This window comes from Massilia agrisoli, from assembly GCF_020831365.1.
In the GTDB taxonomy this organism is placed as follows: Bacteria; Pseudomonadota; Gammaproteobacteria; order Burkholderiales; family Burkholderiaceae_D; genus Telluria_A; species Telluria_A agrisoli.
This window is the reverse complement of sequence record NZ_JAJHPV010000004.1, coordinates 494,048-514,011: the sequence shown is the minus strand read 5'-3', so window position 1 is coordinate 514,011 and position 19,964 is coordinate 494,048. Positions and strand designations below refer to the sequence as shown.

The window sequence follows — 19,964 nt, the reverse complement described above, 5'->3', positions numbered from 1 at the left end:
CTTCCATTACCCCTTTACAAGAAGTCTTATCGCTGGTGAAAAATTACGATGGGAAATATCCACAAATCGCCCATCTCGCGATAGATTTCGCAAAATAAATTGTTTCTAGTCGAAAATTCTGTCACGATTTTTGAACTGAATTAAACCCCGCCACGCTTTTGTCGTTGCAATAACCCAATCCGCCAGCGCGACTCCGCCGATTTCCTGGGCGCGGAATCGTTGTTCCCATTTTTTTGTTCGATACGTTCACTTCACACGACATGTTGCAGAACCCATTCACTCCCGTCAGGAGAATGCTTTGATCCATCTTGCCAAGCGCAGTACCTTTATCCTTGTCTTACTCCTGGCCGCCTGCGGCGGACGCGACCCTGCCGGCGAGGCCCCGGCGCTTGCCGAGGCGACGCCGGACCGCGCCACCACCCTGGCACAGGTAAGCCACTCCGGCAGCGGCGCGGCGGCGAGCCTCGCCGGCACATCTGTCGAGGCCGAAGGCGAATTGCTGGTCGTGGTAGAGGAGGATTTCGCGAGCCGCACGCAGCGCACCCGCTATTTCCTCAAGTCCCAGAATGGCGACCTGGAACTGAGGCCCGCCGCTGGCTCGCCCCAGCTCGATACCGGGACCAGGGTGCGCGTCAGGGGGCGGCAGAGCGGCAACCTTGTCACCCTCGACCCACAGGACGGCTCCGCGATGGAGGCGCTGGCGCCAGCCGAGCTGTCCAGCACCGGCGGCGCCCGCAAGATTGCGGTCTTGCTGGTGAACTTCCAGGACAACCCGGCCCAGCCGTACACCCAGGCGCAAGCCAACGACATCGTGTTCACCCAGGCCAGTAATTTCTTCAAGGAAAACTCGCAGCAGCAAACCTGGCTGGCGGGCGCCGTCCACGGCTGGTACACCTTGCCGCTGAGCCAGGCCAGCTGCGATACCACGGCGATCGCAAGCGCCTCGAAGCAGGCAGCCGCGGCCGCGGGGATCGACCTGTCGGGCTACCAGCACCTCATTTACCTGTTCCCCAACACCGCCGCCTGCGCCTTCGGGGCCTCCGGAACCATGGGCGGCGCGCCGGGGGGCATCTGGCTGAACGGCACCCTGAGGATGTCCACCATCGCCCATGAGATCGGGCACAACCTCGGGCTCAAGCACTCCCGTTCGCTGGAGTGCGGCGCCGCCACCACCGGGACAACCTGCACGGCCATCGATTACGGCGATGTCCTCGATGTAATGGGAAGCACCAATCCGGGCCACTTCAACGCGGTCCAGAAAGAGCGCCTGGGCTGGCTCGGGGGCGGCGTGATGGCGCCCGTCACCGCGGTCGAAGCGGGCGGGACCTACACGCTGGCCGCCTACGAGACGGCCAGCGCCAGTCCGAAAGCACTGAAGATCCTCAGGAGTACCGATCCGGCCAGCGGGCTGCGTTCCTGGTACTACATCGAATACCGCACGCCGAGCGGTTCGGACAGCTATATTGCCTCAATGCCGGGCACCAATGTGGTAAATGGCGTCGTGGTGCGCAGCGTCACCGACGGCGGCTTCAGCCACCTGCTCGACATGACGCCGAACAGCTCGATTTACCCCTCGTACGACTGGAACGACCCGGCGCTGGAAGTCGGCCAAAGCTTCACCGACGCCGCCACCGGGATGCGGATCACGACGGCGGCGGTGGGCGCCACCGGCGCCAGCGTCAACATCAGCTTCGGCCAGCCGGTGTCCGGTTGCGGACGCGCCAATCCCGCCGTGACGCCCGCGACCCAGAGCCGCTCGGGAGCGCCCGGTGCGACGCTGACCTACGTCGTCAGCGTCAAGAACATGGACCAGCCAGCCTGCGGAAGCTCCAGCTTCGCCCTGCATGCGACGGCGCCGGCCGGATGGAACGCCAGCCTGGCGCCCGCGACGGTCGCGCTGGCCCCTGGCGCCAGCGCCAGTACAACGCTGAGCGTGGCCTCGCCGCTGTCGGCGGCCGGCGCCCAGGTCGTCAGTATCGGCGTGGTCAATACAGCCTCCCCGGCCAACAGCGCAAGCGCGAGCGCCACCTACCAGGTGGAAGGGCTGGCGGTCAGCGTCGCTACCAGCAAGCCCAGCTACAGCGCCGGGCAGACCGCCACGCTGACGGCGACGGTCCGCTCAGGCACCAGCGCCGTGGCGGGCGCCGCTGTGACTTTCACGGTCGCCCAGCCCAATGGCGTGCTGGCGACCCTGCGCGCCACCTCGGGCAGCAACGGCCTGGCCAGCGCCAGCTACCGGATTGCCCGCAAAAACGCCGCCGGGACCTACCAGGTGCAGGCCACGGCGGCCGGGTTGTCGCAAAGCGCCAGCGCGACGACCACCTTCTTGGTGAACTGAGCGGCGCGTTACGTCAGCACCAGGTGCGCCAGCACCTGCGCCTCGGTGTACGTGCCAATCAGTTGTACCACCGGCGTGCCGTCGACCAGCAGGATGCCGTTGGCCTCGTCGTAGTCGACCACATAGCTGCCTGACGCGGCCGTGTTGTCGAGCGACTCGAGCCAGAGCTTCAGCGTATCGCCGGCTCCCGCCGTGACGTCGAAATCGGTAATCGTTTCGAAGTCGCCCATCCGCAGGATGAAGGTATCGCTGCCGGCGTTGCCCGTCAGCGAATCGGGTCCGTAGCCGCCGAACAGGATGTCGTCGCCGTCGCCCCCGGAGATGCTGTCCGCGCCCAGCGAGCCGAACAGGTAGTCGTTGCCGATGCCGCCGCTGACCGTATCGCGACCGTCGCGGCCGTCCACCATGTCGGCGCCGGCGCCGCCGCTGAGCACCTCGGTGGTACCGGCAGCATTATTGCGGCCGTAGATGGCGTCATTGCCGCCCAGGCCATCGATGCCGGCCAGCGGCGCCGGGGTTTCGTTGACCGCGGTGCCGGTCACGCTGGTGCTGCTCCAGATCTTGTCGAAACCGGCAGTAATGACGGGACTGCTTCCGGTCGTGAACCCGTTGCCGGCCTTGCCGACCGCATTTTCAATATTGCTGAAGCTGTTGAAATTGCCGATCAGCGGGTCGGCGTTGATCAGGTCGATCAAGCCCTTGTCGGTCGACGACGCCACGATGTCGTACTCGACGATATTGTGGCTGTTGTCGAGCGCTACCGCGGCGTCGCTTTCGTTGGCGACATAAATGCGGTAGATCGCATCCGCCCCCGAGGCCTTGCTGCCGATCGACACGCTGTTCCAGATCTCCTGGATCGATACCGTCAAGCCGGGATAGGTGGACAGGAAATTGGCCGTCGTATCGATGCTCGCTTTCATGTTATCGGAGGTGAACATGTCCCACGAAATATAGCCGAGCGGGTTGATGATGAAGGAATCGGCGCCCTGCAGTTTCGGCTGGATTTTCTCCAGGTCGTTGGGGAAATTGAACTGCGGGTTGCCGGTGATGGTGATCGGCGAAAAGCCGAAGTAATTGGCGTCGTCGGCGTCCTGCACCGGCGCACCGAGCACCGTGGTCCCGACCACCGAGGCGGTGTTGGTATGCTGGCCGGCCTGGAAGGTAGCGCCGGTGAACACCTGCTCGTAAGTCTGGTTCGGCGCCAGCGTGCCGATCGCGACGCTGCCGCCGGCGGCCGCGCCGTTGAGGTCGAAGTCGCTGTCGCTCAGCACCACATTGGTCAGGGTCAGGGCGTCATCGCCCGTGACGACGAACTTGAACTGCGGATTGGTTCCCGACAGCAGTACCGGCCCGGTAGGATTGTCGGCATCGATCCAGGTCGTGCCGCCATCGACCGACACGTATTTTTCAACGTCGATCGACGGCGGGCCCGCCGGCCGCAGCGGCACCACCGCGCTGGCGCTGGCGGACAGGGTCTCGTTGCTGTCGGCCGTCGCCGTATTGTCGACATCGCCGTCGCCATCGTAGGCGCCGTTGGCGTCAACGCCGTCGTTGTCGACCACTGCCTGCGACACCGTGTAGCTGCCGGTGTAGTTCCACGCTTCGCCGACATCCAGCTTGCCGTCCAGGTCGGTATCGCCCGACGCATACGCCTCGTTCGCCAGCAGCGGATCGGCCAGCGTGATGCCGGTCAGGGTGATGTTGCCAGTATTGGTGACGACGATGCCGTAGTTGATCACCTCGTTGGCGCCAACCTCGGTGCGGTCCGGGGTCTTGCTGATGCCCAGCGACGGGGTGTAGGCCAGCGGCACCGTGGCCGACGACTGCTGCGGCCCGGTCTGGCCGGTGGTCACCGTGGCGGTGTTGTCGAGGTCGCTGTCGCCGCCGCCCTTGCCGTCGAGGTCGCCCTGCAGCACGGTGTAGGTGGCGCTGTAGGTCCAGGTTTCGGTCAGGTCGAGCAGGCTGTTGCCGTTGGCGTCGCCGCCGGTAAAGGTGGCGCCGGTGGCGCTGTAGCCTTCCACCTGGTCGGTGACGCTCACGCTGCTGAGCGCGACGTTGCCGGTGTTGCCGACCGCGATCGCATAGGTGATCACGTCGCCGGCTTCATCGGCCGAGGCGGCGCTGCCGCCGCCGTCGACATCGCTGACCGTCTTGGCGATCGACACTCCGGGCCGGGCAATGAAGGCGTCGTTGTATGTCAGCGTCCAGCGGTCGGCCTCGGCCAGCGTGATGGTGGCCTGGTCGCCGGACGGGTTGTTGATGGTTGCGTTGGTGGTCGTGCCGTTGATGTCGGTGCGCGAGGTGTTGATGCTAGTCAGGTCCCAGTCGGCGCCAATGCCGACTTCGGCAACCGTGTAGGCGCCGAAGTCCAGCAAGCCGCCAAAGGTCTGCGACTGGCCGTCCTTGAGCATGAAGGTGGCGACGCCGGTGCCGGCCAGGTTGGTCAGCTTGTCGTCGATGGTCACGCTGTTCGAGCCGTTGATGTCGAGTCCTCCTGCGATGATCGCATAGCTGTTGACCAGGCCGTCGCCGCCGGCGGTGTCGGCCACGCTGCCATCGGTAACCAGGAATACTTCGCCGCCGCTGTCGGTGAAGCGCCCGTCATCGCGGCCGTCGATGATGCCGTCGCCGGTGGCATCGAGCAGGCCGCCGATCACGTCGACCGTATTTGCCGGCCGGGTCAGCTCGAAGTCGAATTCCTCGGTGGTGTTGCCATCGGGCGTGGTCTGCTTGGTGACGGTGATCTCGCCCGGGAAGGTGACCGCGGCGCTCGACAGCGAGCGGTCCTGGTTGCCGACGCTCTCGGCCGTGCTCGGGTTATCGTCGGCAAAGCCGATCAGCCGGGTGTGGTAAGGGGAACCGGAAATCGCAGCGGCGGAGTTGCCGTCGCCCCAGTCGGCGCGGGTGGCAATGTGGCCGCCCCATGCCACCACCGCCGAGCCATATTCGCCGAGGGTGGCGTCGCCGTCGCCGGTGTACTGGAACTTCAGGGTCAGCGAGGTGGAACTGGTGCCGGAATAGGCGCCGGTCAGGGTATACGGATTGGTGGGCGCGTTATCATCGTCGGCGGTGCCGAACACGCCGTCAGCGCCCGGCAATACATAATTCAGGAAGGTCGCGCCGCCGAACAGACTGATTTGTCCCGACTCCTGGTTAATCGCCATCGGGTCGGTCGGAATCGCAGCGGCCGTCATCAGGCTGAGCGAGCCGAGCGGATCGACCACCCCCTGGGTCGGCACCGGAATTGTCTCGTTGCGGCCAGCGGGGAAACTGTCGTTGTAGCTGTTGATGTAGTCCAGTGCATGGACGCCGCTCTTGGTCGTGTCCCACTGCAAGGTGACCCAGTAGATCGCGCCCTCCTGCAAGTTGTTGAACACTGCACGGTAAGGCACGCTTTCGCCTTCCGCATAATGCGCCTGCGCGGCCCCGAGGTTGCCGTTTTGCCACTGATCGGCCTGCGAACCGCTGCTCACCATCTCGTCCGGCGCCGCGCCGTTGGCCCATTGGTCAAGGTTGACCGTCGGCTTGATTGAAGTCTTTGCCATATCTATCTCCCCAGGATAAAGAAATTGTCTCTTGTGATGTAGCGTCGACGACCATTCTTCAATCCGACGGAGGCCAAGGCGCCGAACACGGGCGCATCGCCTCTCCCCCGCTGCGGACCACGCAAGGCCGGCGGGATTCAATCGCTTCAGTTCGTTTGGCTATCGGCTCAGCTTAGCCAGCATGAGCAAGGGGCGCTATCATCCGCTCGGAGTATGGATAGCAAATTGCGGGCGTAACGCGACAGGAAACCGGAGCGCTGGCGCTGCGCGCAGCGGTGACCAACGGCCGTGCCGGCCCGGTCAGCTGGCCCAGGCCACGGCGGCCACGGCCAGCAACATGTTCAGCACGACCGTGAACCAGAACTTCCGCTGGAACGCGTGCTTGGACGACTTGTGCCGCAGCGCGCGCTGGGCCAGGAAGGCACCGGGCCAGCCACAGGCCAGCCCGAGCAGCAGCAGCGTTTGCTCGGGCGTGCGCCGCCGCCCGGTCCGGGCAGCGCGCTTGTCGCGCGCGTAGGCGGCGAAACACAGGGTGCTGGCACACGCATACAGCGCGCCAAGCGCCTGGAAGGGCTGCTCAATCATGACGACTCTTTTCGTATGGAAATGCTGAGCTTACGGCCTTCCGCATGCCGTGTCCAATTATCCCTGCGAGGGTGAAGTGCCGAACAGAGCCACCCTTGGTTAAAGCCTACGCTCAGCAAGTCGGCATTCCTGGCTTGCTGAGCACCGGAATGCCTTTTTCTTTCAAACTAACGGAGGTCGATATGGGTTTCGATTTAGGAAATCTGCTTCAGCAATACATGGGCGGCGCCAACGCCAACCCTGACCGCGCGGCAGAGGATTTCGACCAGGTTGCCAACGCGGCGCCGCGCGCCCAGGTCGCCCAGGGCGTGACCGCGGCGCTGCGCTCGGACCAGACGCCGCCTTTCCCGCAAATGGTCGGCCAGATGTTCGGCCAGAGCGACCCGAACCAGCGCGCCGGCATGCTCAACCAGCTGATCGGCGGCCTCGGCCCTGGCCTGCTGAGCTCGATCGCAGGCGGCGCGCTGGGCAATATCTTCGGCGGCGGCAACAACAACGCCCAGCCGCATATTACTCCTGAACAGGCCGCCAAAATGACGCCTGAGCAGGTACAGGAAATCGCGGCCAAGGCCGAGAACGAGAATCCGGGCATCGTGGACCGCATGGGCGACTTCTATGCGGAAAACCCTACCCTGGCGAAAGCCATCGGCGGCGCTGCACTCGCCATCGTACTGGGCCAGGTCGCACAAGGCATGCGTCGTTAAACCAACCAATCAGGAGAAAAATACCATGGGTATCCTCAGCAATATTTTCCGCAAGATCTTCCCTTCCTCGCACCCCGCCGCGGCACAAGCCAAGCCGCAGGCCACGCCAGGCTCGATGCAATCGCAGCCAACCCAGACCGCCCAGCAGACCGCGCCGCAGGCTGCGCCCCGCCCTGCTGCACCGCCGCCGGCCGCGCCGATGGAGATGGTCGACGTGGAAGCGATCCTTAACAAGATGGCCCAGTCGGCCGGCGAGCCGCTCAACTGGCGCTCCTCGATCGTCGACCTGCTCAAGCTCCTGAACCTCGACAGCAGCCTGCAGTCGCGCAAGGAACTGGCGCAAGAGCTCGACTACAAAGGCGACATGAGCGATTCGGCCTCGATGAACATCTGGCTGCACCGCCAGGTGATGAACCGCCTCGCGGCCAACGGCGGCAAGGTGCCTGCCGACCTGCGCGACTAAGCGTTCGTCCGTTTTTTTGCTGGCGTTGCCCTGCCTCTGCGCGGGGCGATGCCGCGCATCCCTTGCCGGGATTGCGTTCTTGACCATGCCATGCGCGCGTGGAATACTCCGGTGCAAGCCAATTCGGCACTCCTCACCTGAGACTCTCCCATGAAATTATTGATTGCCTTGCTGCTCGTATCCGGACCTGTGTTGGCCGATGAAGCCGCGTTCTTCCGTTGCCGCGACATCAGCGACGACAGCAAGCGGCTGGCCTGTTATGACGCGGTCAAAAAGCCGACCGCAGCGCAGAAGCGCGAGCTGCAGGAGCAGGCGTTCGGGCTGGCGCCGAAGCGGCCTGAGATCGAGACGATCCAGAGCCACATTCCCGGCGGGTTCGAGGGCTGGCAAGCTGAGCAACGGATCAGGCTGGCGAATGGCCAGGTGTGGCAGGTAGTCGACGACAGCGAAGGCGTTGTCATCGGGAAGGATTTGAAGGCCACCGTGGCGCGCGGCGCGATGGGAGCGATGTATATGGAGATTGACGGCGCGCGCAAGTCGCCGCGGGTCAAGCGGGTGAAGTAGTCGCGGCAGTCAGGCTAATGCGGCGGATGCGCGGATAAGTGCGCAGCACGCATCCGCCGTTTTTCGTTGAACAGCCAATACCCGCAGATCAGAAGTAGCTCAGCCCCAACGCCGCGCGCACCTCGTCGGCCGTCTTCGCCGCCACTTCGCGCGCCTTCATGGTGCCGTCCTTCAGCACCTGCATCACATAGCCCTTGTCCTGCGCCAGCGCTTCGCGGCGCGCGCGGATCGGCGCCAGCATTTCCTGCAGCACCACTTCCAGGCGCTTCTTGACGATGCTGTCACCCAGCCCGCCACGCACGTAGTGCGCCTTCATCTCGGCCAGCGCATCCTTCTCGGTGTCAAACGCGTCGAGATACATGAACGCCACGTTGCCTTCGAGGTGCCCCGGGTCCTGCACGCGCAGGTGCAGCGGATCGGTGTAGACCTGCTTGACCGCCGCGCGGATCTCGTCGGCCGTCGCGCCCAGGTTGATCGTATTGCCGAGCGATTTGCTCATCTTGGCCTTGCCGTCAATGCCGGGCAGGCGGCCGATCTCCGGCACCAGCGCCTTCGCCTCCACCAGGATCTCGCAGTTATACATGCGGTTGAATTTGCGGACGATTTCGTTGGTCTGCTCGATCATCGGAATCTGGTCTTCGCCCACCGGCACCAGGCTCGCCTTGAATGCGGTGATGTCGGCAGCCTGGCTGGCCGGATACGTGAGGAAGCCGGCCGGGATGTCGCGCTCGAAGCCACGATGGCGGATTTCTTCCTTGACCGTCGGGTTGCGCTCCAGCCGTGCGACGGTAACCAGGTTCAGATAATAGAATGTCAGTTCTGCCAACTCTGGGATCTGGGACTGAATCAGGATCGTCGTCAACGCCGGGTCGATGCCGACCGCCATATAGTCGAGCGCAACTTCAACGACGTTGCGGTGGACTTTGTTGATGTCGTCCATGTTGTCGGTCAGCGCCTGGGCGTCGGCCAGCATCACGAATTGCTGATAACTATGTTGATAGGCAACGCGGTTGCGCAGGCTGCCCACAAAGTGGCCAAGGTGCAGCGGACCTGTCGGGCGATCACCCGTCAGGATGACCGGAAGGTTGTTTGTCTGGTTCGGCGTTGTCATCGTAAATCCTCTGGATTGCCCCGATGCTGCCGCGCCAACAAAAACGCCGCCCAATCGAGGCGGCGTTTGAAAGCATCACATTGCTGTGGAACGGCCGCGCGCTGTCAGCGACGCCACCAGATAGCAAATTGTGAGCGGAAAAAGTTCATGCCAGCATCGTTACAGAGTAGCCGCTTTCTGTCAAGAACAGAACACCGATGCCAACAACGCGAACTTTCGAGTTTTGCGTGGCATCTAAATTAATAAGTTTCCCAATAAAAACAAGGCGTTTCGCCGCCGCGGAAACTTCCGAATAACCAACCGGCTGAATTCATGAACAACATTAACAAGCTTGAACCAACCGCGCCGCTCGAACTGTGGGGCGGCCTTGAATGCACAGTCAACCGCGTCTACGACGATTTTCACAGCCAGATGGACCGCAACGGCCATGCCCACCGGCTCGACGACATAGCCCAATTCGCTGCTCTCGGTATCCGCGCGATCCGCTACCCTATCCTGTGGGAGCGCACCGCGCCCGACGGCGTTGCCGCCGCCGACTGGGAATGGCCGGACGAGCGCCTGCCTGCCCTGCGCGACGCCGGCATCAACCCGATCGTCGGCCTGGTGCACCACGGCAGCGGCCCGCGCCACACCAGCCTGGTCGATCCGGCCTTCGCGCCCCAGCTGGCCGAATATGCCGGCGCGGTGGCCGCCCGCTACCCCTGGGTCGAGTACTACACCCCGGTCAACGAACCGCTGACCACCGCACGCTTCTCCGGCCTGTACGGGCTGTGGTATCCGCACGGCCGCGACGACCTGACCTTTTTGCGGGCCCTGCTGATCCAGTGCCGCGGCGTGGTGCTGTCGATGCGCGAAATCCGCAAGCACAACCCCGGCGCCAAGCTGGTGCAGACCGATGACCTCGGAAAAACCTACAGCACCCATGAAATGGCCGAGGCCGCGGCGTTCTATAACGAACGGCGCTGGCTGGGCTGGGACCTGCTGTGCGGCATGGTCGGCCCCGGGCACGCGCTGTGGAATTACATGATCCAGAGCGGCGTTGCGGAAGCGGACATCCTCTGGTTCCGCGACAATCCCTGCCCTCCGGACATCATCGGCGTCAATTACTACGTCACCAGCGAGCGCTGGCTTGACCACCGGCCTGAGCGCTTCCCTGAACATCATCGCGGCAACATCGGTGGCGTGCCCTGCGCCGACATCGAATGCGCGCGCGTGCTGGCAACGCCGACGGCCGGTATCGGCCCCCTGCTGCAGGAAGCCTGGGACCGCTACCAGATTCCGCTGGCGGTGACCGAGGCGCACATCGACGCCAACCGCGAAGACCAGCTGCGCTGGCTGCTGGAGATCTGGGAAGCAGGCAAACAGGCCCAGCTGAACGGCGTGGACATCCGCGCAATCACCGTCTGGGCGCTGCTCGGCTCGTTCGACTGGAACAGCCTGGTCACCCGCAACCACGGGTATTACGAATCCGGCCCGTTCGACGTGCGCTCGCCGCAGCCGCGGCCGACGGCGCTGGCGCGCATGATGCGCGAACTGGCCGACGGCGCCCCGCTGTCGCATCCGGTATTGCGGGGCCAGGGCTGGTGGCGCCGCTCCAGCCGCTTCGTGTGCCAGCCGGTGGCCACGCCGCAGGCGCTGACCTCGATCTCGGCCGACGGGCACCGCCTGGTGGGCAAGGAAGCGCGGCCCATCCTGATTACCGGCGCGACCGGCACCCTGGGCCGCGCGTTTGCCCGCCTGTGCCGCGAGCGCAGCCTGGCCTACCAGCTGCTCAGCCGACACGACATGGACATCGCCGACCCCGATTCGGTCGAGCGCGCAATGGACCGCTACAAGCCGTGGGCGGTCGTCAACGCGTCGGGCTACGTGCGGGTGGACGATGCCGAGAACGACATCGAGCGCTGCTTCCGCGAGAATGCGCACGGGCCGGCAGTGCTGGCTGCCGCGTGCGCGCGCCATGGTGTGCACCTGACCACCTTCTCCAGCGACCTGGTGTTCGACGGGCGCCAGAACGATCCGTACGTGGAAAGCGACGTGGTTTCGCCCATCAACATCTACGGCAAGAGCAAGGTTGCGGCGGAAACGTCGGTGCTGGAGCGCCATCCGGGTTCCCTGGTGGTGCGCACCAGTTCGTTCTTCGGGCCGTGGGACCAGCATAACTTCGTCAACCAGGCGCTGGCGGCGCTGGGCAGCGGCGATGCCTTCCAGGCAGCCAGCGACATCATCGTGTCGCCGACCTACGTGCCGGACCTGGTCAACACCTGCCTCGACCTGATGATCGACCGCGAATGCGGCGTCTGGCACCTGACCAACGGCCACCCGATCACCTGGGTGGAGCTGGCCAACAAGGCAGCGGCGCTGGCTGGCGTTGATGCGAGCCGGCTGGAGGCGCAGCCGGGATCCTCGATCGCCTACATTGCGCCGCGGCCGCTGTACACGGCGCTGCATAGCGAGCGCGCGATGTTGCTGCCAAGCCTGGATGATGCGCTGGGCAGGTTCCTGCACCAGCGCGGCGAGCCGATGCAGGATGAGATGGCCTGCTATCCGGAGCCGATGGCCAGGTAAGGCCGTCATGCAGGGGGAATCGCGAAGCGCTTCCCCGCTTTGGCGCTTGTAACGGCGGATGCGCGCTCCGCGCTTATCCGCCCTGCGGCCCTGGCAGGTCGCGTAGGGCGGATAAGGCCGAAGGCCGCATCCGCCGCCCTCGCACTCAGTGCAAGTGCTCGCGCACGTACTGCTCGATATCCTGCCCCTCAAACCAGGCGATGTCCTTCGGAATTTCTTCCGTCACAGCCCGTTTCGCCTGCTCGCCCAGGTTCGCGCGCATCAAGCCCAGGAACTTTGGCGGCGCAATCACGCACAGCGAGTCAAACCGCTTGTCGTCGCAGGCCTTGTCGATATAGCGGCTGACCTGCTTGGAAAACAGCTCTACGTCGTGTTCGACCGGTGTCTGTTGTGGTTGAGAAGTGTTGCGCTGCAGGCCGCGTCCGCTGAAGTTTTGTCCTTCGGCATCGGTCTGGACTTCACGTCCGTCCTGGCGCCCTTCCGGATTGATCATGTCCTCGATCTCGCGCAGCTTTTCATTGCTGTCGTCCATCTCGAAAATTCGCGCACGGCTCGAATCGGCCGCGATAACCCAAGTGGTTTGCATACGCTTCTCCTTTTCTCGACCAGGCAACCGCGCCTGTTAATTGCAGTGTAGTCAGGGTCGAAAAAACGCGGCGCAGCTTAGGCGTCTGGCGCCCGTATAGAATAGGCATGTGGGTGGCGGTTGTTTTGCTTGCCCGTCGCGACCAACCAGAACAAAAGGCCTAACCCCGTGCAAGAGCAACACGCGTTCCCGTTCCTGCGGGAGATTCTCCTGTTCCTGACCCTTGCAGGAATCCTGATCCCATTGCTGCAGCGTTTCCGCATCAGCCAGGTCCTCGGTTTCCTTGCGGTGGGCGCCCTGCTCGGCCCGTTCGGCCTGGCTTTGCTTGCCGATGACATTGCCTGGCTCGGCTACCTGACTTTCCCGAATTCGGATGGCGTCAAACTGCTGGGCGAACTGGGCGTCATCTTCCTGATGTTTATGATCGGACTGGAGCTGTCGGCCGCGCGCTTATGGGCATTACGTAAATGGGTCTTCGGCGCGGGCGTTGCCCAGGTGTGCATCTGCGCGGCCCTGATCGGCGGCGCCGTGCTGCTGCTCGGCCATCCGGTGGAAACCGCGATCATCCTCGGCCTGGTGCTGTCCTTGTCCTCCACCGCGGTGGTCATGCAACTGATGAACGAAAGCCACACGGCCACCACGCCACTGGGGCTGGCCGGGTTTTCAGTGCTGATGCTGCAAGATCTTGCGGTGGTGCCGCTCCTGATCCTGATCGGCGCCATGAGCAACAGCAGCGGCGGCGACCCGACCTGGCTGATCGGCGGGGCCATGCTCAAGGCTGGCATCGCCATCACCCTGATCTACCTGCTCGGCGGGCGCCTGCTGCATCCCTTGTTCCGCACGTTTGCGCGCCAGCGCCAGCCGGATGTGTTCATGGCGCTGATCCTGCTGGCCGCGCTGGGCATCGCCGGGCTGTCCGCCCTGGCCGGCCTGTCGATGGCGCTGGGCGCGCTGATCGCCGGCCTGCTGCTGGCCGAAACCGAGTTCAAGCACGAGACCGAAATGATGATCGAGCCCTTCAAGGGGTTGCTGATGGGCTTGTTCTTCATGACCGTCGGCATGGGCATGGACGTGCGCCAGATTGCGCTCAATCCATTGTGGCTGGCGGGGGCCGTGCTGGGCCTGGTGGCCATCAAGGCCTCGGTCGTGGCAGCCCTGTTCCGCTACGGCGGCCTTGGACGGGGGCGCGCGATCGAAGGCGGGCTCATGCTTGCCCAGGGCGGCGAATTCGCCTTCATCGTGATCGCCTACGCCATGGCCGGCAAGCTGGTTGCGCCCGAACTCGGCCAGCTGGTGATGCTGGCCGTCGGCCTCAGCCTGTTCATTACGCCCGTGCTTACCCGCATCGGCCGCATGATCGGCGACAACTGGGAGCACCAGCAAGACGCGCTGCTGGCCGCCAGGGACGGCGTGGCGCTGGAGCAGGTGCGCGACCGCATCATCATCGCCGGCTACGGGCGCGTCGGCCAGCAGTTGGGCAAGTTGCTCACAACGCAGAACATTCCCTTTGTCGCATTCGAGAACAATGCCAAGCTGGTCGCCAAGATGCGCGCGCTCGACTTGCCGGTATTTTTCGGTGACGCGTCGCGCACCGAATTGCTGCGCCGGGTCGATGCCGGCTCCGCCCCGGCCATCGTGCTGACCATGGACCACCCCATGGCGGCGCTGCAGGCCGTGCGCGGGATCCGCCGCGAGTTCCCCGATGTGCCGCTGCTGGCCCGCTCGCGCGACGCGCGCCATGCGCTGGCGCTCAAGCAGGCCGGCGCGACGACGGTCGTTCCGGAAACGCTGGAAGCGAGCCTGCAGCTGTCGGCTTCGGTGCTTGAAACGATGGGCCTGGACGAAGCGGATATCGACCGCATCGTCGATGACGAACGCGACCTGTTCAGCGCTACCCTGGCCAGGAACGCCCAGCTTGGGCAGTCGCAAAGGCAGCTATAATCGCTGCCTGAATTGCAACGAGAAGCCGACCTCATGACCCAAGAAACTCCGAAGGCGCTTGGCCACATCCGCGTGCTTGACCTGTCGCGCGTGCTGGCCGGGCCGTGGTGCTCGCAGAACCTCGCCGACCTCGGCGCAGACGTGATCAAGATCGAACGGCCCGGCGCCGGCGACGACACGCGCGCCTGGGGTCCGCCGTACGCCAGGGATGCCGAAGGCAACAACACCAGCGAGTCCGCCTACTACCTGTCGGCCAACCGCGGCAAACGGTCCGTCACGGTGGACATCGCCAGCAGCGAAGGCCAGGCGATCCTGCGCGAACTGGCGCGCGACGCCGATGTCGTACTTGAGAATTACAAGGTCGGCCAGCTAAAGCGCTACGGCCTCGACTACGCCAGCCTGAAGGAAATCAATCCCGGCATCGTGTACTGCTCGGTCACCGGCTTCGGCCAGGACGGCCCGTACGCGCACCGCGCCGGCTATGACTTCTTGATCCAGGGCATGGGCGGGCTGATGTCGGTCACCGGCGAGCGCGACGACCTGCCGGGCGGCGGCCCGCAGAAAGCGGGCGTGGCGATCACCGACCTGATGACCGGCATGTACGCCACCGTGGCGGTGCTTGCCGCGCTGATGCACCGCGACCGCACCGGCGAAGGCCAGCATATCGACATGGCCTTGCTCGACACGCAGGTGGCGATGCTGGCCAACATGGGCAGCAACTACCTCAACAGCGGCAAGCCGCCCAAGCGCTGGGGCAATGCGCACGCCAACATCGTCCCCTACCAGACCTTCGCCTGTGCGGACGGCCACATCATTGTTGCCACTGGCAATGACGGTCAGTACCAGAAATTCGTCGAAGCGGGCAACCGGCCCGACCTCGGCGCCGACCCGCGTTTTGCCAGCAACCCGTTGCGCGTGCAGAACCGCGATGTGCTGGTGCCCTTGCTGGCCGAGATGGTCAAGACGCGCAGCCGCGACGAATGGATCAGCCAGCTCGAAGAAGTGGGCGTGCCATGCGGCCCCATCAATGACCTGGCCGATGTGTTCAACAACCCGCAGGTAAAAGCACGCGAAGTCGCCATCGAGATGGACCATCCCGCCGCCGGCAAGGTGAAGCTGGTGCGCAGCCCGATGAAGATGTCGGCAACACCGGCCATGGCCGAGCTGCCGCCGCCGATGCTGGGCCAGCACACCGACGAGGTGCTGCGTGAACTGCTGGGACGCAACGAGACAGAGATCGCAGCCTTGCGTGGCAAGGGCGTCATCTGAGCAAGCGCCTTTAGTGGCGGGATGCGCTACGCATCCCGCCAACAAACGGCTTAGTGGAGTTGGTGTTTCAGGTCCGACAGCTGGTCGTGTACCCTTGTAATTGCTTCAGCCACCCGTGGCGTGACTGCCCCCTGGCTGCGGCAGACGCGCTTGGCCTCGTCCCCAATCGATTCCAGGTCGTCCACGCACTGGCGGATGCGCGACTCGTCCTGCGACTGGATCACCTGCTGCGCCCTGCTCGATTCGCGGTCGAGCTTCTGGATGCACTCCTTGAGTTCCGGCGAGGTCCCGGTTTCTGCTTGCAAGGTTTGCGACGCTTGTCCAATTGCCTGTTGAATACTGCTGAACCTCTGTTGGATTTCCGATGATTGCAACATTTCAGCCTCCATACGTAAGCTGGCACTGAAGTGTGCCAATTTATTAGATCGCCTTTTGCGCAGGAAGGTTCGGAAAAGTTGGCGCTGCGGCCAGCGGCGCCAGGCCGCGCAGGCGTACCGCGATCAGCATGCCAAGACCGAGCATAACCAGGAGCACGGACACGACGCCGGTCCACGCCCAGCCGCCCCAGGCCAGCCCCGCCAGCCAGCCGATCAGGCTCGAACCCAGGTAATAGAAGAACAGGTAGAGCGCGGAGGCTAGCGCCTGCGGTGCGCGCGCGCGCCGGCCAACCCAGCTGCTGGCAACCGAATGCGAAGCGAAGAAGCCGAAGGTGGCCAGGCCCATGCCGGCAACGACAACGATGAGCGTAGCCGACAAGGTCAGCGCCAGCCCGGCCATCGTCGCCGCCATCATCATCCACAGCACGTTGCGGCGGCCCATGCGGTCGGCCAGCCTGCCCGCCCACACCGAGCTGAACATTCCGACCAGGTAGAGCACCGACAGCAAGCCGACGGCGCTTTGTCCAAGCCCGAACGGCGCTGCCAGCAGGCGGTAGCTGATGTAGTTATACAAGCTGACGAACACGCCCATCAGCAGGAAGCCCAGCGCGAACAGCCACGGCAGGCCGTCGTCGCGAAGATGCATGCGCGCGCCCTCCAGCAATGCCTTTGCTCCGGGCCGCCCTGGACGGAAGTTGTTCGACGCGGGCAGGCTGCGCCAGAATTCCCAGCCCGCGTACAGCCCTGCCACGCCGAGGCCGAACAGCGCGAAGCGCCACGACGAATAATCGGCGACCACCGACGTGAGCACGCGCGACAGCATGCCGCCCAGCGCGGAGCCGCCGATGTACATGCCGATCGATACGCCGAGCGACTGGGGGGCGATCTCCTCGCCCAGGTAAGCCATCGCCACGGCCGGCATGCCGCCCAGCGCCACGCCGAGCAGCGCGCGCAGGACCAGCAGCTGGGTGAAATCCTGGGCGAAGGCGCACAGCAGCGTAAAGGCGCCGCCGCCGATCATCGAGGCAGTCATCAAGGCCTTGCGGCCGACCCGGTCCGACAACGCCCCACCGAGCACCAGCGAGACCGCCATCGCCAGAGTTGAAATCGACAGCACCCAGCTGCTCTCGGCCGCGCTCAAGGTGAACTGCTGCGCCATCAGGGGCATCAGGGGCTGCACGCAATACAGCAGCGCGAAAATCGAAAAACCGCCGAACAACATGCCGCGGTTGATGCGTTTGACCCGTGCGCTGTCGGGGATGGCTGGGCTTGGCATGGCTGGTTCCTGCAATGTGATCGTGGAGCGATCTTAGGATTGCGCATTAATACTGTCCAATATATATTTCAGGTTCAATTCATCTATCAAATCAATTAGTCATGGAACTTCGGCACCTCCGCTACTTCATCGCTGTCGCCGAAGAGCTGCATTTCACGCGGGCGGCCGAGCGCCTGCACATCGGGCAGCCGCCGCTCAGCCAGGCGATCCAGGCGCTGGAAGCGGACATTGGCGCGCAGCTGTTCGCGCGCACCAAGCGTTCGGTGCGGCTGACCGAGGCGGGCAAATTGTTTTTGACGGATGCGCGGCGCATCCTGGCGCTGTCGGAACAGGCGGGGGAAACGGCCCGCCGCGCCGAACGGGGCGAGGCCGGTGAGCTGCGCATCGGCTTCACGTTTTCGACGCCGCTGACGCCGCTGTTTGCAGCCGTGATCAACCGCTACCGGCGCGCCTACCCGCACGTGACCCTGACCTTGCATGAGTTGGCGACGCTGCGCCAGCTGGACGGATTGGCCCAGCGGACCCTGGACCTCGGTTTCATCCGCCCGCCAGACCGTGGCCATGCTGATGAACTGAAGCTGACCCCGATGCGGCAGGACCCGCTGGTGGCGGTGCTGTCGACCGCCTCGCCGCTTGCGCGCAAGAAGAAGATCGAGATGCGCGAGCTGAAGGCGATGCCGTTCGTGATGTATCCGCCCGGCGCGGGGACCGGGATCTACCCGCAGATTTTCCGGCTGTGCCGCGAGGCCGGGTTCGTGCCGCATGTGGCGCTGGAGGCGGGAGAGGCGTCGACGATCATCGGGCTGGTCGCGGCCGGGTGCGGCGTGTCGCTGCTGCCGAAGTCCTTCGACCGGATCAGGATGGATGGCGTGTGCTACCGGCCGATTGCCGATCAGGCGGCAACGACGACCTTGCTACTGGCACAGCGGGGCGACGAGGTGTCGCCGCTGGTGGAGGCGTTTGTGGCGCTGGCCATGGAGGCGGCGCGCGAGTGATGGGACGCCAACGCACTTCGGCGGATGACGGCCTTCGGCCTTTTCCGCCCTACCACCACGAGGCGTCGACGTAGGGCGGAAGAGGCCGAAGGCCGTCATCCGCCGCATCAGACGCAGCCGCATTCCACTTACCGCAGGGCGCATCCGCATGCATACCGCGAACCTTACTTCGGCTTGCCCTTTGACGACCAGTACACGCTGGCGATCTTCCACTTCCCATCCACGCCCTTGAGCATCTGCCACGCTTCCAGCCCGTGGTTGATGACCTCGTCGCCAATCCGGAAATCAAAATCGAACAGTACGAACGCCACGTGCCTGTCCTGCGTGATCCTGACGTTGTAGAAGCGCTCTTCAACCACCTTCTTTTCGCTCTTGATGAATTCGGCGAACGACGGATAGCCGTAGGGATTGAGGCCGTCGAAATTGACGTCGACGTTCTCCCGCACCTTCGCGACCACGGCCGGACTGGCCGGGCTGGCCCACAAGACGTTCGAATTGAACATCAGCGACGACAGCAGCTTGATGTCTTTCGACTTGAGCGCGGACTGGAAATCCTGCACGACCTTGTTGATGGCCGCAATATCTTCCGGCGTGCTTTCATAACGCCCCACGTGCGAGGGCACGTCGGCGGCAAGCACAGGGGAGCACATCAGGGCGGCGGCGAGGAACGCGGCGCGGAAGGAAAGGGACATCGGACACTCCTGGTTGACTGGAGCGCCGATGCTATCGCGGGGTTAAGCAATAAGCAACTGCTAGTTACTATGCATAATCCGCATCGAGCTCCGAACCCGCATAGTTCTCCAGCTCGGCGAACAGGGTCTTCATCGAGGCGCGGCTCTGGATTTTCTGGATAACCGTGCAGTGCTCGCGGTAGGAGGCGATGCGTTCGGCCAGCACGGCCTGGTGCTGGGCCGGTACCTTGGCCATCAGCTCGGCCCAGCCGGCTTCGTAGTCGGGCTTGTTCTTGCGGACCGACGAGACCAGCCGCTCGAAGTCCTTCTGGCCGGTGCGCGCGACGATGCGCCCTCCCCCTTCGATCGCGAAGATGACCGCCAGCGCAATCACGCCTTCGGCATTCAGGTCGGCGTCATTGATCGGGCCTTCGTAGTGATGGCGGCGCAGCCAGTTGGCGGCGCGCACGATCGCCTGCACGCCCTTGCGCTGGACCAGCTGGAGCTCGTAGCGCTCCGGCCCCGACCAGTTCTGGTTCGGGTCGGCGCTGCAGATGTCGACGAACAGCTCTTTCAGCCTGCGCTGCATGTAGACCGGGTCGTTGTCGTATTCGCCCACCAGCGAGTCTTCGGGCAGCGCGGCGAGGTCGCGGATCATGCGGAAGCCCACCTGGAACGCGTGCTCCGCGCCCTCCTCGACCAGGTAGTCGAGCGCGGCTTCTTCGTCGCCGTCTTCGACGTCGTGCTCAATCCCGAGCGAGACGCAGCCGACCGTCAGGAAGTAGGCGCGCTGGATGCCTTCGGCGGTGCGGTCGTTGGTGAACTTCTCGGCGACCATCGCGGTGATGCCGGCCAGTTCATCGGCCAGGATCGCCGGTTCATCGCCGTTGTCGCCGGCGCCGAAACAGCGGATCGCGCGCACCAGGCGCGGCAAGCGTTCTACTACAAGTGCTGGCAGCATTGGCGATTCCGCG

Annotated in this window: 16 protein-coding genes; 8 read left to right on the top strand and 8 right to left on the bottom strand. The window is 64.4% G+C overall.

Annotated features, from left to right (window positions below; genetic code table 11):
* Positions 1–298: 298 nt before the first annotated feature.
* Positions 299–2,338, top strand: a complete 2,040-nt coding sequence (locus LMJ30_RS03685) for a reprolysin-like metallopeptidase (protein WP_229430986.1) — start codon at positions 299–301, stop codon at positions 2,336–2,338.
* A gap of 8 nt (positions 2,339–2,346) precedes the next feature.
* On the opposite strand, the gene LMJ30_RS03680 is transcribed toward LMJ30_RS03685, so the two are convergent.
* Positions 2,347–5,883: a CLIPPER-2 domain-containing protein gene (locus LMJ30_RS03680; protein ID WP_229430985.1), complete on the bottom strand. Its 3,537-nt coding sequence runs from the start codon at positions 5,881–5,883 to the stop codon at positions 2,347–2,349.
* A gap of 300 nt (positions 5,884–6,183) precedes the next feature.
* The gene (locus LMJ30_RS03675; protein ID WP_229430984.1) at positions 6,184–6,468 is read right to left on the bottom strand and encodes a DUF1294 domain-containing protein; all 285 of its coding nucleotides are present in this window, start codon (positions 6,466–6,468) and stop codon (positions 6,184–6,186) included.
* A gap of 182 nt (positions 6,469–6,650) precedes the next feature.
* On the opposite strand from LMJ30_RS03675, the gene LMJ30_RS03670 reads away from it, so the two are divergent.
* From LMJ30_RS03670 to LMJ30_RS03660, 3 genes are all read left to right on the top strand, one after another.
* Complete coding sequence (locus tag LMJ30_RS03670) at positions 6,651–7,172, top strand: hypothetical protein (RefSeq protein WP_229430983.1); 522 nt, start codon at positions 6,651–6,653, stop codon at positions 7,170–7,172.
* Positions 7,173–7,197: 25 nt separating this feature from the next.
* Positions 7,198–7,635, top strand: a complete 438-nt coding sequence (locus tag LMJ30_RS03665) for a DUF3597 domain-containing protein (protein ID WP_229430982.1) — start codon at positions 7,198–7,200, stop codon at positions 7,633–7,635.
* Between the two features lie 150 nt (positions 7,636–7,785).
* Entirely contained in the window at positions 7,786–8,199 is a 414-nt protein-coding gene (locus LMJ30_RS03660; RefSeq protein WP_229430981.1) for a hypothetical protein, read from the top strand.
* A gap of 88 nt (positions 8,200–8,287) precedes the next feature.
* On the opposite strand, the gene trpS is transcribed toward LMJ30_RS03660, so the two are convergent.
* Positions 8,288–9,310, bottom strand: a complete 1,023-nt coding sequence (trpS, locus tag LMJ30_RS03655; protein ID WP_229430980.1) for a tryptophan--tRNA ligase — start codon at positions 9,308–9,310, stop codon at positions 8,288–8,290.
* Positions 9,311–9,622: 312 nt separating this feature from the next.
* Here trpS and LMJ30_RS03650 point away from each other — a divergent pair, with 312 nt between their 5' ends.
* Positions 9,623–11,875, top strand: a complete 2,253-nt coding sequence (locus tag LMJ30_RS03650) for a family 1 glycosylhydrolase (protein WP_229430979.1) — start codon at positions 9,623–9,625, stop codon at positions 11,873–11,875.
* A 145-nt stretch (positions 11,876–12,020) separates the two neighbouring features.
* Here the strand turns inward: LMJ30_RS03650 and LMJ30_RS03645 are convergent, their stop codons facing one another.
* Positions 12,021–12,461, bottom strand: a complete 441-nt coding sequence (locus LMJ30_RS03645) for a host attachment protein (RefSeq protein ID WP_229430978.1) — start codon at positions 12,459–12,461, stop codon at positions 12,021–12,023.
* Positions 12,462–12,629: 168 nt separating this feature from the next.
* On the opposite strand from LMJ30_RS03645, the gene LMJ30_RS03640 reads away from it, so the two are divergent.
* Positions 12,630–14,402 (top strand): cation:proton antiporter domain-containing protein, encoded by a 1,773-nt coding sequence (locus tag LMJ30_RS03640; RefSeq protein WP_229430977.1) that lies wholly within the window; start codon positions 12,630–12,632, stop codon positions 14,400–14,402.
* Between the two features lie 33 nt (positions 14,403–14,435).
* On the top strand, positions 14,436–15,671 hold the full coding sequence (locus LMJ30_RS03635) for a CaiB/BaiF CoA transferase family protein (protein ID WP_229430976.1): 1,236 nt from the start codon (positions 14,436–14,438) through the stop codon (positions 15,669–15,671).
* 50 nt (positions 15,672–15,721) lie between these two features.
* Here the strand turns inward: LMJ30_RS03635 and LMJ30_RS03630 are convergent, their stop codons facing one another.
* Positions 15,722–15,976, bottom strand: a complete 255-nt coding sequence (locus LMJ30_RS03630; RefSeq protein ID WP_229430975.1) for a hypothetical protein — start codon at positions 15,974–15,976, stop codon at positions 15,722–15,724.
* A gap of 115 nt (positions 15,977–16,091) precedes the next feature.
* The gene (locus tag LMJ30_RS03625; RefSeq protein ID WP_229430974.1) at positions 16,092–17,324 is read right to left on the bottom strand and encodes an MFS transporter; all 1,233 of its coding nucleotides are present in this window, start codon (positions 17,322–17,324) and stop codon (positions 16,092–16,094) included.
* A gap of 101 nt (positions 17,325–17,425) precedes the next feature.
* Between LMJ30_RS03625 and LMJ30_RS03620 the strand changes: the two genes are divergently transcribed.
* Positions 17,426–18,319 carry a LysR family transcriptional regulator gene (locus tag LMJ30_RS03620; RefSeq protein WP_229430973.1) on the top strand — a complete coding sequence of 298 codons (894 nt, stop codon included), beginning with the start codon at positions 17,426–17,428 and terminating at the stop codon, positions 18,317–18,319.
* A 164-nt stretch (positions 18,320–18,483) separates the two neighbouring features.
* On the opposite strand, the gene LMJ30_RS03615 is transcribed toward LMJ30_RS03620, so the two are convergent.
* Entirely contained in the window at positions 18,484–19,011 is a 528-nt protein-coding gene (locus LMJ30_RS03615) for a Cif family virulence factor (protein WP_229430972.1), read from the bottom strand.
* 67 nt (positions 19,012–19,078) lie between these two features.
* Entirely contained in the window at positions 19,079–19,951 is an 873-nt protein-coding gene (locus LMJ30_RS03610; protein ID WP_229430971.1) for a hypothetical protein, read from the bottom strand.
* Between the last annotated feature and the right edge of the window lie 13 nt (positions 19,952–19,964).